This is a genomic window from Microbacterium sp. A93 (genome assembly GCF_051842835.1).
On record NZ_JBPXMT010000011.1, the window covers coordinates 67,897 to 84,341 of the forward strand.

The 16,445-nt window shown below is 62.7% G+C and carries 16 protein-coding genes; 8 read left to right on the plus strand and 8 right to left on the minus strand.

The window, feature by feature from the left end; genetic code table 11:
• Positions 1-22 precede the first annotated feature (22 nt).
• Together purB and ACSU1G_RS25060 are read right to left on the minus strand one after the other, a co-directional pair.
• Positions 23-1,405 carry an adenylosuccinate lyase gene (gene purB, locus ACSU1G_RS25055; RefSeq protein WP_439283121.1) on the minus strand — a complete coding sequence of 461 codons (1,383 nt, stop codon included), beginning with the start codon at positions 1,403-1,405 and terminating at the stop codon, positions 23-25.
• Positions 1,406-1,428: 23 nt separating this feature from the next.
• Positions 1,429-1,944, minus strand: a complete 516-nt coding sequence (locus ACSU1G_RS25060; RefSeq protein ID WP_439282752.1) for a low molecular weight protein-tyrosine-phosphatase — start codon at positions 1,942-1,944, stop codon at positions 1,429-1,431.
• Between the two features lie 140 nt (positions 1,945-2,084).
• Between ACSU1G_RS25060 and ACSU1G_RS25065 the strand changes: the two genes are divergently transcribed.
• Positions 2,085-2,351, plus strand: coding sequence for a hypothetical protein (locus ACSU1G_RS25065; RefSeq protein ID WP_439282753.1), 267 nt, complete (start codon positions 2,085-2,087; stop codon positions 2,349-2,351).
• Entirely contained in the window at positions 2,348-3,631 is a 1,284-nt protein-coding gene (locus ACSU1G_RS25070) for a hypothetical protein (protein ID WP_439282754.1), read from the plus strand. The genes ACSU1G_RS25065 and ACSU1G_RS25070 overlap by 4 nt, the downstream gene beginning before the upstream one ends.
• Positions 3,632-3,660: 29 nt before the next feature.
• Here ACSU1G_RS25070 and ACSU1G_RS25075 read toward each other — a convergent pair whose 3' ends face one another.
• The gene (locus tag ACSU1G_RS25075) at positions 3,661-4,062 is read right to left on the minus strand and encodes a phage holin family protein (protein WP_439282755.1); all 402 of its coding nucleotides are present in this window, start codon (positions 4,060-4,062) and stop codon (positions 3,661-3,663) included.
• Between the two features lie 132 nt (positions 4,063-4,194).
• Between ACSU1G_RS25075 and ACSU1G_RS25080 the strand changes: the two genes are divergently transcribed.
• The 6 genes from ACSU1G_RS25080 to ACSU1G_RS25105 are packed head-to-tail and all read left to right on the plus strand — an operon-like array spanning position 4,195 to position 9,568.
• Positions 4,195-4,755 (plus strand): virulence RhuM family protein, encoded by a 561-nt coding sequence (locus tag ACSU1G_RS25080; RefSeq protein WP_439282756.1) that lies wholly within the window; start codon positions 4,195-4,197, stop codon positions 4,753-4,755.
• Complete coding sequence (locus ACSU1G_RS25085; RefSeq protein WP_439282757.1) at positions 4,688-4,942, plus strand: Fic family protein; 255 nt, start codon at positions 4,688-4,690, stop codon at positions 4,940-4,942. Before ACSU1G_RS25080 ends, ACSU1G_RS25085 begins: the two co-directional genes overlap by 68 nt.
• Positions 4,943-4,970: 28 nt before the next feature.
• On the plus strand, positions 4,971-6,050 hold the full coding sequence (locus tag ACSU1G_RS25090; protein ID WP_439282758.1) for a histidinol-phosphate transaminase: 1,080 nt from the start codon (positions 4,971-4,973) through the stop codon (positions 6,048-6,050).
• Positions 6,051-6,080: 30 nt separating this feature from the next.
• Complete coding sequence (locus ACSU1G_RS25095; protein WP_439282759.1) at positions 6,081-7,226, plus strand: thiamine pyrophosphate-dependent dehydrogenase E1 component subunit alpha; 1,146 nt, start codon at positions 6,081-6,083, stop codon at positions 7,224-7,226.
• Complete coding sequence (locus tag ACSU1G_RS25100) at positions 7,223-8,203, plus strand: alpha-ketoacid dehydrogenase subunit beta (protein WP_439282760.1); 981 nt, start codon at positions 7,223-7,225, stop codon at positions 8,201-8,203. Before ACSU1G_RS25095 ends, ACSU1G_RS25100 begins: the two co-directional genes overlap by 4 nt.
• Positions 8,204-8,224: 21 nt before the next feature.
• The gene (locus ACSU1G_RS25105; protein ID WP_439282761.1) at positions 8,225-9,568 is read left to right on the plus strand and encodes a dihydrolipoamide acetyltransferase family protein; all 1,344 of its coding nucleotides are present in this window, start codon (positions 8,225-8,227) and stop codon (positions 9,566-9,568) included.
• A gap of 35 nt (positions 9,569-9,603) precedes the next feature.
• Here ACSU1G_RS25105 and ACSU1G_RS25110 read toward each other — a convergent pair whose 3' ends face one another.
• From ACSU1G_RS25110 to ACSU1G_RS25130, 5 genes are all read right to left on the minus strand, one after another.
• On the minus strand, positions 9,604-11,283 hold the full coding sequence (locus ACSU1G_RS25110; protein ID WP_439282762.1) for a helix-turn-helix transcriptional regulator: 1,680 nt from the start codon (positions 11,281-11,283) through the stop codon (positions 9,604-9,606).
• 50 nt (positions 11,284-11,333) lie between these two features.
• The gene (locus ACSU1G_RS25115) at positions 11,334-12,428 is read right to left on the minus strand and encodes an AI-2E family transporter (protein ID WP_439282763.1); all 1,095 of its coding nucleotides are present in this window, start codon (positions 12,426-12,428) and stop codon (positions 11,334-11,336) included.
• Positions 12,425-13,777 carry a threonine/serine ThrE exporter family protein gene (locus ACSU1G_RS25120; protein WP_439282764.1) on the minus strand — a complete coding sequence of 451 codons (1,353 nt, stop codon included), beginning with the start codon at positions 13,775-13,777 and terminating at the stop codon, positions 12,425-12,427. The genes ACSU1G_RS25115 and ACSU1G_RS25120 overlap by 4 nt, the downstream gene beginning before the upstream one ends.
• 8 nt (positions 13,778-13,785) lie before the next feature.
• A complete protein-coding gene (locus tag ACSU1G_RS25125) occupies positions 13,786-15,129 on the minus strand; it encodes a helix-turn-helix transcriptional regulator (protein WP_439282765.1) in 1,344 nt (447 codons plus the stop codon).
• A 244-nt stretch (positions 15,130-15,373) separates the two neighbouring features.
• The gene (locus tag ACSU1G_RS25130; RefSeq protein ID WP_439282767.1) at positions 15,374-16,390 is read right to left on the minus strand and encodes a linear amide C-N hydrolase; all 1,017 of its coding nucleotides are present in this window, start codon (positions 16,388-16,390) and stop codon (positions 15,374-15,376) included.
• Between the last annotated feature and the right edge of the window lie 55 nt (positions 16,391-16,445).

The following is a 16,445-nucleotide window of genomic DNA, read 5'->3' on the forward strand; positions in this document are numbered from 1 at the left end:
TCGGGCATCCGCCGCGCGCGAACTACTTCGCGAGGCGCTCGGCGATGCCGATGTAGGTCGCAGGCGTCAGCGCGAGCAGGCGCTGCTTGGCCGCATCGCCGATCTCGAGACCCTCGACGAAGGATGCCAGCTCCGCAGCCCCCACGCGGTGACCGCGAGTGAGCTCCTTCAGCAGCGCGTACGGGTCGCTGATCGTCGAACGGCCGGCGACGACCTCGGCGCGGATCACGGTCTGAATGGCTTCGGCGAGAACCTCCCAGTTCACGTCGAGGTCGGCCAGCAGCACATTGCGCGCCAGTGAGATCTCGTTCAGTCCGCGGCGCAGGTTGTCGAGCGCGAGCAGCGAGTGCCCGAACGCGACGCCAATGTTGCGCTGTGTGGTGGAGTCGGTGAGGTCGCGCTGCATCCGCGAGGTCACCAGTGTCTGCGACAGCGAGCCGAGCAGCGCGGCCGACAGCTCGAGGTTCGCCTCAGCGTTCTCGAAGCGGATCGGGTTGATCTTGTGCGGCATGGTCGACGAGCCCGTCGCGCCAGCCACAGGGATCTGCGCGAAGTAGCCCATCGAGATGTAGGTCCAGATGTCGGTCGCGAGGTTGTGCAGGATGCCGCCGGCATGACGGGTGCGGTCGTAGAGCTCGACCTGCCAGTCGTGCGACTCGATCTGCGTGGTCAGGATATTGAAGCCCAGACCCAGACCCTCGACGTACTCGCGAGCGATCGTCGGCCAGTCGGCGTCCGGGTCGGCCGCCAGATGTGCGGACCAGGTGCCGGTCGCGCCGGAGAACTTCGCCAGGTAGTCGGATGCTGCGATCTGGGCGCGAACGCGCTCCAGACGCCACGCGAAGACAGCGATCTCCTTGCCCATTGTCGAGGGAGTCGCCGGCTGGCCATGTGTACGGGACAGCATCGCGGCGTCCGCATGCTCGACAGCGAGCTCGCGCAGCTTGGCGATCACATCGTCCAGAGCGGGCAGCCACACGTCCTCGACCGCACGCTTCACGGTGAGCGCATACGAAACCGAGTTGATGTCCTCGCTCGTGCACGCGAAGTGCGTGAGCTCGGCGATGGAATCGAGCCCGAGGGCAGACAGCCGATCGCGCACGAGGTACTCGACGGCCTTCACATCGTGGCGTGTGACCGCTTCCTTCTCGGCGAGCCAGTCGATCTCGGCCTGGCCGAAGTCACGGTATAGGCCGCGTAGGCGGTCTTTGTCAGCATCCGCCAGTGGCGACGTCTCGAACAGAGAGCGGTCAGTCAGAGTGATGAGCCACTCGACTTCTGCCTCCACTCGGGCACGATTCAGGCCCGCTTCAGAGAGATACTCGCCGAGCGGCGAGACAGCGCCGCGGTATCGACCGTCGAGAGGGCTCAGCGGCTGGATGGGGAAGGAATTTGGGGAAGTCAGGGGAATCCTCCTGATCGGGCCCCTCAAATTCGGGGCGTCGTGCGGCTCTGACGCAGGGCGGGTTCGAGCTGGCGGAACAGGCCCCGGGTCGCGGTCTCAATCATAGCGAGCACTGCATCGAACATTGCCGTGTCCGCGTAGTAGGGGTCAGGTACATCCATGCCATCAGCGTCGCGGTCGAAGGACAACAGCAGAATCACCTTGCCCTCCTGGTCTTCATTGCGCGCCCACTCGCGGAGGATGCGCTCGTGCGTGCGGTCGAGTGCGACGACCAGATCGTTCTCGGCGAAGGATGCTGCGGTGAACTGTTTCGCACGGTGGTGTGATCCGTCGTATCCGCGGCGCTCAAGCGTGTCGATCGTGCGGTGATCGGCGCGCTCTCCGACGTGCCACTCTCCGGTTCCGGCGCTGCTCGACACGATTCGCGGGCCCAGCCCCTGGTGTTCTGCGAGGTCGCGAAACACCACTTCCGCCATAGGAGAGCGGCAAATGTTGCCCGTGCACACGAAGATGACGCGGAAGGGATCCGGCGATGTCACGGGATCTATTCTGCCGGGCGAAACCCGATCCTGCACAGCCGGGACCATCTCTTTCTCCACAAACCTTCCGCAGCGTGGACTCTGCACGGTTTATGGGTTTCGGCATCCGGGCGGCAGCGCGTGCCAGGCATCCTTGGCGCATGTTCAATATCGAAAGCCCCGTCGCGGTTGAGCTCACCGGAACCACCTTGGAGTGGGTCCGGGCGTTCACTGCGGTGGAAGAGGCGATCAGCGTTCTTGAAGACGCCGGAGCCGCGCTGAACCCACTCATCTACGAGAGCGAATGGCAGGCATATGGAGTCCGTGCCCTGCACGATCTCATCGTCGAGCTGAAGACTCGCACGGCCATCGAAATCGGTGAGCTGGGTACGAGACTCTGGGAGATCAAGTTGAGGGCGACGCCATGAGCGGATCTGTCGACATCACTCACGGCGGCGCGATCGCGGTTGACCCGGAAGCGCTGCGATCGGTGGCGAGCGCATTGCTCGCCATTGCTCCCACGTTCGCGCTCGCAGGTGCGGCGATCCGTCGAACCTACAATCACGTCTTGGGCGTGCCGGGCATCATCGGCCGTGTCGACATGGGGGCGCTGTGGGCCAGCGGCGACCGGGCCGACGCGATGAGTCAGGAATGCCAGAGCGCGGCGCAGAACACGTTCCTGATGGCCGACGTCTACGAGTTGGTCGAGACCAGGGCGGAGTTGGCGGCTCTCGCCATTGCGGACGGAGCAGCAGCCGATGCGCTCTCCGCGCGGATCGCTGAGCTTGAAGCGTCCGATCCGCGTGTCACGGAGATGGAGACCTGGCTTCTTGCCGGTTGGAAGGACGGCAGGTACGAGGGTCTGGCTGAGCAGCAGCTTCAGATTCCGGGCGTCTTCGATGCATCGTGGCTGTTCCTTCTCGCAGCGGGCATCGGCACGCGTCGACTCGGAGCCATCCGTTCGGGGGACACCCTTTCCGGACACGGCGACGCAGTATCGGTTGCACCAGTGAAGACCAGCTCCCCGATTGCGCCGCCGACGAGCCTCGCCGAAGCCTTCCGACGGTTCCCCGATACGAAGGGAGCGCAGTTCAAGGTCGAGAATTACACGATGCCCGACGGCTCGCATCGTTTCGTGCTCTACGCGAAGGGCACCGGCTCGCCCTGGTACGGGTTGGGAGAGCCACTGGACATGAAGTCGAATCTCGAGCTGTACACCGGCCAGGAGTCGGCCTCGTATCAGGCGACACTCGACGTGCTGAAAGCAGCCGGTGCGCAGCCGGGAGATCGTGTCGACATCTACGCGCACTCACAGGCGGCAATCAATGCGGCCTACCTGTCATCGCAGAGCGAGTACGACGTGAAGGTGCAGGTGACAGCGGGCAGTCCGGTGCATCCAACGTTGAACGAGGATCAGCTACTGATCGAACTGCGTCACACCGACGATGTTGTCAGCTCGCTCGCCGGCGGCGGTGCACCTGGGGGCAGTGGGTCGCCGGACAGCTTCGTCGCCAGTCGAGTGGGTGACCCGGAGTATCGACCGCACGACCTTCTTCTCAAGACTCATTACCTCGACACCTACATCGAGACGGCGGAAATGGTCGATGCGTCGGGTGATGTGCGGCTGCACGCGATCGAGGAGAACTGGCGCGAGCTCAACGAGGCCGTGTCGATCGAGGCAACCGAATACGAGGCGGAACGCGAGTGAACGGGGCGCCGGGTTGGTGCGGCGCGGGGTCAGTCGCGGCGCTTCTTCTTCTGCGGGCGAAGGATCGCGCCGAACACGGCGTTGATGATCGAGATGATGATGGCCGCGAGCACGCCCCACCAAAAGTCGCCCACAGTCAGGCCCCACCCGAAGCCGGAGGTGATCGCCGCGGTCAGCCACAGCAAGAATCCGTTGATGATCAGGCCGATGAGGCCGAGGGTGAGGATGTACAGCGGGAACGCGACGATCTTCACGATGGTGCCGATGATCGTGTTCACGAGGGCGAAGATCGCGCCGACAGCCAGGAACGTCAACACCAGCTGCAGGGTCTCGCCGGGTGCGAAGGCGGTGACGGACACTTGCAGAACGGAAATCAGCGTCACCACCCACAGGGCGAATGCGTTGACGATGACACGAATGATGAAGCGCATAGTGGATTCAGTCTCGCACGATGGGGGCGGGGTGTCACCGGTGTCGGTGGCTGTGGCTACCGTGTTGAAGGAACAGAGCGATCGCCTTCGGTCGGGAAGGCACCAGGAGAACAACGATGAACCGAGGATGATATGAACATGCATTCCGACCAGTCCGCGCAGGTCGTCCTTTACACAACCCCTGATGGTGAGACGACCCTTGACGTGCTCGCGGACGACGCGACGGTGTGGTTGACGCGTCAGCAACTCGCCACGCTGTTCGGTCGTGACGTCAAGACCATCGGTAAGCACGTGAGCAATGCGCGAGGTGAAGAACTTGAAGGCATGGCAGTTGTCGCAAAATTTGCGACAACTGCCGCAGACGGCAAGATCTACCAGGTAGAGCACTACAACCTCGACATGATCCTGTCGGTGGGGTATCGAGTGAAGTCCGCCGAAGGCGTACATTTTCGGCGTTGGGCGACCGACGTCTTGCAGCGCTATCTGGCCGAGGGGGCAGCGCTCAACCAGCGTCGACTAGACGAACTGGGTTCGATCGTGAAGGTCCTCGCTCGATCGACTGATCAGCTGGTCGCCGGTGTCGCCTATCTATTAGGGCTTCGCCGGCGAAGCCCTCTATCCGGGGGTGGAAGAGAAGGCCGCCAACCTGCTCTATCTCGTTGTCAAAGACCATCCGCTCTCCGACGGGAATAAGCGCAGCGGTGCGGCTCTCTTCGTGACGTTCCTCAGCCGCAACGAGATTCTCGAGCGCGCGGGCGGTGCGATCATCAACAACAACGCGCTCGCCGCGATCACTCTGCTGGTCGCGATGAGCGACCCGAAAGAGAAGGAACTTATGGTCGCCCTCATCACCCGCATGATTGCGGAGAACGCCGCGTGAACTGCCGCACGCTCGTAGACTCATCTTCGTGACCGAGCCCATCCTTCCCCGCATCCGTCCCGAGATCGCGGCACTCGCGCCGTACCGACAAGGCAAGCAGGCGGGCCCCGACGCGTTCAAGCTCTCCAGCAACGAAAACCCCTTCGATCCGCTGCCGTCCGTTCTGGAAGCGCTCGCTCACACCACTGCGATCAACCGCTATCCAGATGCCACGGCAGCCCGACTGCGCGAGCGCCTGGGGGCGCGCTACGGCGTCGCCACCGATCAAGTGCACATTGCCAGCGGCAGCGTCGCGATCCTCTACCAGCTGGTGCAGGCCGCCGCGTCCGTCGGCGATGAGGTCATCTATGCCTGGCGCTCCTTCGAGGCCTACCCCGGCCTGCCGCTCGTCGCTGGCGCCACCGGGGTTCCGATCCCGCTAACGGCCGACGCGCGCCATGACCTCGATGCGATGGCGGATGCCGTTACCGACAACACCCGCGCCATCCTGCTCTGCACACCGAACAATCCCACCGGTCCGATCATCACCAGCGCGGAGTTCGAGACGTTCGTCAACCGTGTTCCGGCTGATGTGCTGATCATTCTCGATGAGGCATACACCGAATTCGTGACTGCCGCCGATGCCGTCGATGGTCTGGCCGAGCGCGTGTACGAGAAACACCCGAACGTGGTCGTGCTGCGCACCTTCTCCAAGGCCTACGGCCTGGCAGGACTGCGAGTCGGTTACGCGATCGGCCAGGCGAAGGTGCTCGACGCGGCGAGGGCCACCGGCATCCCGCTGTCCGTCACCTCGGCCGCGGAGATCGCCGCGATCGCGAGCCTGGATGCTGAAGCCGAGCTCATGCAGCGCGTGGCAGTACTGGTTGAACGCCGCACGACGCTGGTGGCAGCACTTCGTGCGCAGGGATGGGCGGTGCCTGACAGCCACGCCAACTTCGTGTGGCTGCCCGCAGGAGAGCGGACGGACGAGATCGCCGCCGCCTTCGTCGAGGCCGACATCATCGTTCGGCCGTTCTCGGGCGATGGCATCCGTATATCCGTTGGAGAGCATGAATCGGTGGAGAAGATCCTACAGGTTGCTCAATCCGTTGTGGAGCGTCTCCAGTAATCCATGGGCATGCTCGACTAGCGTGGAACGGTGACCTCGTCAGAGACCGATATCGTCCGCGTCCTGGAAGCGGACGGCCGTTTTGCGCCCAGTGCTGCCGCCGAACAGTACCTGCCGTTGATCGATGCGATCAGCGATGCAGAGCTTGAGCAGTTCTATCGCGACATGGTCGTCATCCGCGCCATCGACAATCAGGCCACCAACCTGCAACGTCAGGGCCAGTTGGCGCTGTGGCCACCGAGCCGCGGTCAGGAAGCGGCCCAGGTGGGATCCGCCCGCGCCGCCCGCGCACAGGACACGCTCTTCCCTTCCTATCGAGAGCACGCCGTCACCCGCATCCGTGGTGTCGACACGCTCAGCATCATCAAGCTGATGCGCGGTGTCTCGCACGGTGGCTGGGATCCGACCGAGTCGGTCAACGGAAACACTCGCCTGTACACGCTGGTGCTCGGATCGCAGACCCTGCACGCCACGGGCTACGCCATGGGCCTCACCTTCGACGGCAAGACCGGTACCGGCGACGCGGAGCGCGATGAGGCCGTGATCGTCTACTACGGCGACGGCGCTTCCAGCCAGGGTGACGTTCACGAGGCGATGGTGTTCGCTGCCAGCTACCAGGCCCCGACCGTCTTCTTCCTGCAGAACAACCAGTGGGCGATCTCGGTTCCTGTCGCCACGCAGACGCGCGTGCCGTTCGTGAAGCGCAGCGCGGGCTACGGCATCGAGAGCATCCACGTCGACGGCAACGATGTGCTCGCCAGCTACGCCGTCTCCCGAGTCGCTCTCGATGAGGCGCGTAGCGGGAAAGGTCCGCGCGCGATCGAGGCGGAGACTTATCGGCTCGGTGCGCACACCACGAGCGACGATCCGACCAAATACCGCACCAGCGAGGAAGAGCAGTCGTGGGAGAAGCGCGACCCGATCACGCGCATGCGGGCCTTCCTTGCGGGTAAGGGTGCGAGCGCATCCTTCTTCGAGGACGTGGATGCCGAGGCATCCGACGCGGCAGAAGACCTTCGCGTGCGCACTCTGGCGCTGGAATCGCCCACGGCAAACCTGATCTTCGACCACGTCTACAGCGAGCCGCATCCGCTGATGGATGAGCAGCGCGCCTGGCGCGAACAATACGAGGCGTCTTTTGAGCAGCCGACGCAGAACGGAGGCGCTCACGCATGACGCTCGAAACCATGCCATTCAGCAAGGCACTCAACGCCGGCCTGCGCAAGGCGATGCAAGACGACCCGCGTGTCCTGCTCATGGGTGAGGACATCGGCAAGCTCGGCGGCGTCTTCCGCATCACTGAGCACCTGCAGCGCGACTTCGGTGAAAGCCGTGTGCTCGACACTCCGCTTGCGGAGTCCGGCATCGTCGGCACCGCGATCGGTCTGGCGATGGCCGGGTTCCGCCCGGTGTGTGAGATTCAGTTCGACGGCTTCGTGTTCCCGGCGTTCGACCAGATCACTACGCAGCTGGCGAAGATGACCAACCGGCACGAGGGCACGATCTCCATGCCGATCGTGATCCGCATTCCCTACGGCGGACACATCGGCGCAGTTGAGCACCACCAGGAGAGCCCGGAGACGTACTTCGCGCACACTCCCGGCCTCCGTGTGGTGTCGCCGTCGACCGCGAACGACGCGTACTGGATGATCCAGGAAGCGATCCGATCGAACGACCCGATCATCTTCCTCGAGCCGAAGAGCCGCTACTGGCACAAGGGTGAAGTCGAGATCGAACAGTCCACGGCGGCCCTGCACGCATCGCGGGTGGTGCGCTCCGGCACCGACGTGACCCTGGTCGGCCACGGCGCGATGGTGACGGTGCTGCTGCAGGCGGCCGCGCTCGCCGAGGGTGAGGGGACGAGCTGCGAGGTCGTTGACGTACGCTCGCTGTCACCGGTCGACTACGGACCGATCCTCGATTCGGCCCGTAAGACCGGCCGCATGATCTACGCCCAAGAAGCCCCTGGCTTCAACAGTCTCGGCAGCGAGATCGCCGCGACCGTGATGGAGCGCGCGTTCTACGCCCTGGAGGCACCCGTGCTGCGGGTGTCGGGCTACGACGCGCCGTTCCCGCCCGCCAAGCTGGAAGGCACCTTCCTTCCGGATGCCGACCGCATCCTTGAGGCCGTCGACAGGTCGATGGCCTACTGAGTTGTTCCGAAAGGACACCGGATGAGCACCCAGAACTTCACCCTCCCGGACGTCGGCGAGGGCCTGACCGAAGCTGAGATCGTCACGTGGAAGGTCGCGCCTGGCGATGCGGTCGCGATCAACGACGTCATCGTCGAGATCGAGACGGCCAAGTCGCTCGTCGAGCTGCCCTCGCCGTACGCCGGCGTTGTCGGCGAGCTGCTCGTGAGCGAGGGGGCGACGGTCGAGGTCGGCGCGCCGATCATCAGCTTCGTATCGGATGCCGCAGCTGTCGCCCCGGCGGCGCCCGCAGCCTCTGCCGCAGAGGAGGCCGGAGGATCAGTTCTGGTCGGCTACGGAACGGGAGCGGGCGCGACCTCGCGCCGCACCCGTCCGGCGGTGCGCTCGGTGCGCTCATCGGTCGGCGTGATCGCGAAGCCGCCGATCCGCAAGCTCGCACGCGACCTGGGCGTCGATCTGTCAGCTGTCACCCCGACCGGTGCCGACGGCGAGGTCACACGCGACGATGTCGTGGGGCACGCCTCGCAGGCCAGCGTCTTCCGCAACATCGAGACTCCCGAGTGGAGCACTGTGCGTGAGGAGACCGTTCCCGCGCCGAAGAGTGCGCCCGTCGGCCTCGCCCGCGGTGTGGCTCCCGCACCGGCTTCTGACGCTTCTGACGCTTCGCGCACCGAGTCGATTCCGGTCAAGGGCGTCCGCAAGGTCAGCGCCTCCGCGATGGTGCAGAGCGCGTACAGCGCGCCGCACGTCACGGTGTGGAAAGAGGTCGACGCGACTCGCACGATGGAGCTGGTCAAGCGGCTCAAGTCTTCGCCGGACTACACCGACATCAAGGTGTCACCGCTGCTGATCGTTGCTCGTGCCGTGATCTGGGCCGTGCGTCGCAACCCGATGGTCAACGCCGCGTGGATCGAGACCGAGGACGGTGCCGAGATCTCGGTGCGCCACTATGTCAACCTCGGCATCGCCGCCGCGACGCCGCGCGGGCTTCTGGTACCGAACATCAAGGATGCCCAGGACCTCAGCATGAAGGACCTCGCCCGCGCCCTCAACCGACTCACGCTGACGGCCCGCGAGGGCAAGACGCCGCCGGTCGATCAGCAGGGCGGCACGATCACGATCACGAACATCGGCGTCTTCGGTATGGATGCCGGAACCCCGATCATCAACCCCGGCGAAGCCGGCATCGTGGCGATGGGCACCATCAGCCAGAAGCCGTGGGTCGTCGACGGTGAGGTGCGTCCCCGTTTCGTCACCACCGTTGCCGGTTCCTTCGATCACCGCGTGATTGACGGGGATGGCATGAGCCGCTTCATCGCTGACGTTGCGAGCATCCTGGAAGAGCCGGCACTGCTCGTTGACTGACGGGAGGAGACGCCTGCGCTAAGCACCCAAAGCGTCTAGGCGCGGACCTTTGTGTTCATGAGGCTCGGCTGGAAGTCGGTAGCGATTTGGATCGCTTCCTGGCGGGTGGAGCATTCAAGCTTTCGATATAGCGAGCGCAATTGCGACTTGATCGTGTTCGGTGAGACCTGGAGTGCTCGAGCCGTCGCTGTGGTTGTTCCATGTATCGTGATCGCTCTCAGAACGCGCTGCTCGCTGTCTGTCAGTTGCGGGCGCGATCGAAGATGGACATGGTGCAAGTTGGACAAGTTTGTCGTCAAGCTCTCGGCCGTCAGCGCGGGAACAAGCTCGGTGACGCACTCGACGAACTTGCTGGGAACAGACGCGAAGATTCGGCGATTATCGGGGTTGATTCCCCATCGAGCAACCTTCACTGCGGCGTACTCATCGACGTCCCCAGCGCGAGCGCACCGAAGCCAGGCTGCGAGGAGCGCGCACTCAACGCGTTGCCCCAGACCCAGGTCGGGATCAGTGATCAGTGCGCGGATCCCCAGCGCGGCGGAGTCGAAATCATCTGTGTAGAGCGCAAGCCTCACCGCGGCAAGTTGAGTGAGCGAGCCACCACGGTCAGCATATTGATTCAGGACTTTTCGTGCGTTCGCAAATTCTTCGGTTGCGGTGAGCGCCTCAACAGTGGCAGAAGTCATGACATCGGAAGCGAATGATCCGTGGTGTGGGTGTTGCTGACTTGCGAGCTGCAAGGCCTCAAAAGTTTCGTGAGGGCGGTTTTGTGCCAGCAGAGAGCGCACCCGCGCGAGGAGGGCGAAAGGCCACGTAAATTCGCTGCTGTCATACGGCTCGAGCGCGGCAATTTTGTCATCGAGGTCGTCCGTCATGCGATCGGCGCTGATGAGGGCGCTGGCGGCTGCCATCGTTGCGAAATGAGCTTTCGCGTGTGCCGGCGACGCGGGAGGCTGTATGGATGCAGCCGCGAGCGCGCTGTCTGCATTTCCCAGGGACCCGCGAACAGCATGCGCGAGTGCAGTGCGGCCCAGTGTGAGTCGCTCCGCATCGGGCTGGGCCGACATCCGGGCAAGCTGCGTCGCGCTCGAGAATTTCAGGAGTGCCTGGGACGTATCGCCGGCACTCAGAAAAGTAGATCCGATCTGCAGGTGGTAAAACCACAGGGGACCATCGGTGCGATCGCGTGAATCGGCACGCGTTTCGATGATTCGATCGGCGAATTGTCGTGCATGATTCAGCGCTTTGGACTCATCACCCTTGATGCGAAGCACAATCATCTGACCGAGAATCATGAGATCGAGCTGACCGGGGCTGAGCGCATGAGCCACCTCGGGGCGAATCTCCGGTAGCGACCAGTCGGCGGTGCGGGACAGAGTGAGCAACATGGGGTGGTTGAGGAAAAGCAGCGGATGCTTTTCAATGACGTCTCGGGGCAGCGAGTTCACCGCGGCCAGCATGAGGTCCCAATTGGTATTAAACAATGGCCAGACGTGGAACAGAAGGCTCTGTGCGATGAGTTCGTGGTCACCCGTGCTGAGAGCGCGCTCAACCCCTGCGTGCGCTGCAGTCGCGTCGTTTGGGTTCACCTGAGTGGCCCCCTTTTCGTCAAGAGTGCGTGTATCGACACCGGCTCTTTCGCCGCGCTCTTTAGAGAGATCTTTCCAATTTTTTAGATAGATCTCTCTAATAAAGATCCGTGGTGCGTCCACCATCCCATACATAACATCCAGAATGTGGGGGTGAATCGGTTTCGGATGTGCATCTAGCCCTCAGCTAACCCCGGGTCAACCTTTACGTCTTGCCAGGGAATGAGCACTTTCTTGATGATGAGAAGTATCGATGCGGTGACGGGAATGGCGATCAAGGCACCCAAGAGCCCCAATAGCGTGCCGCCGACGAGTGCGCCGATGATAACGAGAACCCCGGGAACAGAGATCGCACGGCCCATGACCTTCGGGGTAAGAACGTACGCCTCCAGTTGCATGTACACGAGGTACACCGCGGCGAAGATGAGCGCAGGAAGCCACCCTGAAAACAGAGCGAGAGACGTAGCGACCCCCCAGTACAGCACCGAGCCGACAAGTGGAATCAGGGTGAGGCAGAACGCGACAACGGCCATAAGCATCGCGAACGGCAGCTGCAGCACGAGGTGCAGCACGAAGGCGACGAGTGAGTTGCACAACGCAAGTATCGTCATCCCCATCAGATACCCGCCGACGGATTCCGCGATCTGATCCGCCATATCTGAAACGACTGCGCGGTTGCGCGCAGGCATCAAGCGGTTCAGCGAAGCCTTCATGGTCGTAAGCGATGCCAGGAAGTACAGGCTCAGGACGACGACGATGACCGATCCCGATACGGCCGTTGCAATCGAACTCCCGGCATGAACAACTCCGAGACCGATGGTTGCCATATGTGACGGCTGGGTGAGATAGGACTTCACATCAGTCACGATCGAGCTGGCATCTGTACCCAGCGTGTTCTCCAGCCAGGCGTACACACTCGACGCTTGAAAGTCCTTGATGGCGCTGGGGATGCTCTTCGTGAGCTGAGAGACCTGTTGCAACAGCGGCGGCACGATCAGCAAGATCACCACTGCAATCGCAATGGCGAAGAGAGCGGACACGAGCGCGATCGCCCACCCTCGAGTGAGACCGCGCGCCTCGAACCAGCGCACGATCGGATCGAGCCCCAGCGCGAGGAACAACGCGAATCCGATCGATATGAGCACCGTCGACAGATGCGTGACAGCGAGCCCAAGGGCGAATGCCGCGAGACCGCCGAGGGTAAGGAGAAAGCCCGTCGAGAGCGGATGGCTCGCTCTCGCCCAGATTGACTGGGGGCGTAGTTCCGTCAATTTTCTTCCTCGTCTTTGTGTGAGGCAGATCGCCAGCCCCGAGAGATGGCCGTGAAGTCGCGGCTGAATCCGGCGCCCAACATCATCCCGATCGCGATCGCAAACAGAGATGCGAAGGTGCGCAGAAGGGTGGTCGTCGCACCAGCGGTACCGGCTGCGGCTTCGCTGAGGCCGATGAATCCCATCGCACCGGGAACCAGCAGCCAGTACGCACAGGTGAGCATGATCGCCGTTGACGGTGCAGCTTTGAGCCGCCCGGCAAGATACACGGCGGGGATGACGATAACTGCGCCGATGAGTCCAGAAAGCTCAGCCCCGAGGAGGAGATTACCGAGCAACTGGGCCGAGTACGCGACGACGAGCGCGTAGAGAATCCAGACCAATGAACCACGGGGAGAGGCGGAAAACAGGTAGTAGCCAAGGCTGACCAGCAGAATTCCGACCCAGGGTGCCCATGCGCCCAGTTGCTCGGCCGTGCCCGTTGATGTCGGTGGCTGGCCACCGACCGAGATTCCCACGTACACCCCGAATGCCAGCAGCCCCAGCCGAGCGATGCCATATACCAGCCGGCTCGCGCCGGCCATCATCTGTCCTGATGTCAGTTCGACGGCCGCGATGGTGAGCGTCAGCCCTGGCAGGAAGGAGACGAGGGAGGGGGCGACGAGTCGGAGGACGTCATCATGCACGATCGGTCGAACAAGCACAGAGATAAGCAGCGTCACGCTGAAAGCAGTGAGCACCGGAAGTATGAGGGATAGCGTTTGCGACCGGCTGCCGATGAACACGATGACTCCGACGAGCGCGCCTAACACAACATAGACGGGCAGTGCGGTGACCGTCGGGTTGAGGACCATACCGAAACCCACCGTCAGCAGCATGTACCCCACAACACTGAGGACAGGTCCGAACCTCGGTGGCTCAGACCGAATCCGAGAGATTGTGGCGACGACAGTTTCTGGCAACGTTCGGGAAACCCCGGCGTCTCGCACAAGCCGCTCCATCGCCGCGGACTGGTCAAGCCGAAGTGCGTCATGATCCGCGGGGAAGATCGCCGTTTGCGATGGCGTGGTTCCGGTGTCCTCTATCAGAATGAGCGTCGGTAACACGAAAATGCGAAGATTCCGACACTCATACTGTTCGGCGAGATCGTTGAGGGTAGCTTCGACATCGTTGGTGGCCTGGGATGACGCCAGGAGCGTCGCGCCGATCTGACCAAGCATCTCGGTGACACCAGCGTCAGGAAGCGGCGCCGCATCATCGCGAAGGCGTGGTCGAACAGCCACGAGCGCGCCTCGCACCCGATCGACGAGTCCTGGTCGAGGGACTACGGCAGTCTTGCGGCTGGACATGATCGAGCTCACTCTGCTGCGTGGGCGAAGAGGTGGAAACGGGACGCGATCGCGACGGCTTCGTCACGGGTCGAGCAACCAAGTTTTCGGTAGAGCGAACTCAGCTGAGACTTGATCGTGTTGGGTGAGACATGAAAGCTCATGGCCATATCGGCCGTGGTCGCATGCACGGGTAGAGCATTGAGTACACGAAGTTCACTGCCTGTCAGCACAGGGCGACGCTGGACGTCGACGTGCGCGAGGCCCTCGGTGGCTTGGTCGAACGCGGCAACCTCATCGGCGCTCAAGCCCTCTCTGGTGAGCTCGATGAGCTGCGCAGGCATTGTCGCAAGCAGCCGTCGGCTATCCTCCCTGAGTCCGAGCCGCCAGATCTGGCGCACCGTCGCAGAGTGGAGTGTCCCCGACTGCACCATCTCATGCCAGGCAGAGAGCAACAGCAGGTTCGCGTGCTGTCCAGGGCCGAGATTTCGACTCTGTTCGAGGCGGCGCAGCGCGCTGCTCGCGAGGTCTGTGCGGGACTGGTGGAGCGAGACCCGCACGATCGCCGACAGGGTGAGCATCCCCGGCTTCGTCTGCGCTTCGATGACGTTCTGCGCTGTTGTCGCATCGCCTACACCCCAAAGCGCTTCGAGGTATACAGAAGAAATCACGTCGGACGCGAATGAGCCGTGCTGTGGAGGATGTGCATCCCGCGCCAGGCAGACCGCTTCGAGCGCTTCGTCAGGACGAAGGCGGGCCAGGAGCGACCGCGCTCGGACGAGAAGAGCGAGCGGCCAGCTCATCGCGATGCTGTCGTAAGGCTCCAAATTGGACAGGAGCTCGTCGACGTTGCTCACCATTCGTTCGACGCCGATGAGCGCAGCGGCTGTTCGCTCGGCCGTGACACTCGATTCGCGGTGTGCGATCGTCGATTGTGGCTGCAATGCGGCTTCCGCGAGGGTGGCTTCGGCGTCGCTGAGGGAACCGCGCACGGCGTAGGCGAGCGCTGTGCGCGCGAGCACGAGCCGCTCAGCATCCTCTTGCAAAGAGAGGCGCCCGAGCTCTCGGGCGATCGTGAACTGAAGTAACGCTCGCGACGATTCTCCGGCCGCGAGGAGCGTTGATCCGATTTGGTAGTGGTAGAACCAAAGGGGTCCATCGATTCTGTCGCGCGAGTTGCCCTTCGTGAAAGCGATTCGATCTTCGAGTCGCCGAGCGTAGATCAAAGACGCAGCGACATCTCCGCTGGCTCGAAATGCGATGATCTGCACGAGGGTGAGCACGTCGAGTTCGTCGGGGGTCATGATGCGCGCTTCGTCCGGGGACATGAGCGGTTTGAATGGCCGCGTCGTCCTGGCAAGAACCGGCGTCATCGGATGCAGCGCTCGCAGAATCGGGCGTCGATCCAATACGGAGTTCGGAAGCGATTCGACGGCTGATCGCAGCAACTCGAAGTGCGAGTTGAACAGCGGCCAGATGTTGTCGACCGTGGTGCGTGCGATCGACTCAGCGTTTCCTGAGGCGATCGCACGCAGCAACTCCTGCTCAGCTTTGGCAGAATCATGAAAGTTCACAGCCGCCTCCGCGCACCGAAGTGTCCGGGCAGCCCGCGACTAGTCATACGGAATCTGTCGCGTGTGCGGCGGCGAAGTTCTTGATGTCAGTGAGCGTGAGGAAATGAAGCTCCCGCAGGGGCTCGAACTCTTTGCTCACATTGCCGGCGATACCATCCGCGATGGCCAGCTTCGCGTTGAGTTCGAGGATGAGTTGCGGTGAGCCTTCGCTGAAATCGAAGTCGGCAAGATCGACCCAGACAACGTTGGGATGACTGGTTGATTCGAAGATGAACCGCTTACGGGTGAGGTCAACGACGACCTGCCAGATGGTCTGCGAGGCATCTGGCTTGCCCGGGTCCGGCAGACGGAATGGCTGCGCCGCATTACGGATCACACTGAACATCGAGGCAATCGCCTCCACCTGTGTGCGTGGCTGCGGAAGTCGATCCACGTAGTGGGCCGCGCGAGCAAAACGGTCAGAAGCAAGGGTTGTGCCAGGTAGAGGGCGATCGCCGCCGAATCCTTCGACCTCAGCGAGTAGCGCGATTTGCTCTTCATAACGCGGCGAGTTCGTCATGACGCGGTACGCGCGGTCGTGGTGGACCTCGACCTTGCCATCGATGTACTCGATGATGGCGGAATCGCCCGTGGCATCGTCGAGAGCGAGGTGAATCGCGGGGACTTCACCACTGGCAGGATCGGTGAGCTGAACGACCTGTACGCCGTGATCTTCGATCCAGGCAACGGATTCGGCGACGGTAGCGAAATTGTCCAGGAAGTATTGCAGCCAGATCGCCTGGCTGAGCGCTGGCCTCGTCTCGTCGAGCTCGCCATACGTCGATTCAGCAAGCCAGAGAATGTGGCCGCCGAGACCTGCTTCATTCAGGCCGTCCACGGAGATCATGTCGAATGCGGTCGCAACCACGCTGCCATAGCGGGAAACCCAGGTGAGGTTACCGTTCACTCCATCGTTGCGCTGGGCTCCCCGAGGAAGCGTCCAGAGATTTGTCCCGAGATCACGGTGATAGTCCATGTTCCGGCCGACGATGACGTTGCCGACTTCGTCCGTCCACACCACTCTTGTGCACATTTTTCCTCCGGGAAGTTCAGTTCAGATCGAATCAAATTGGGAA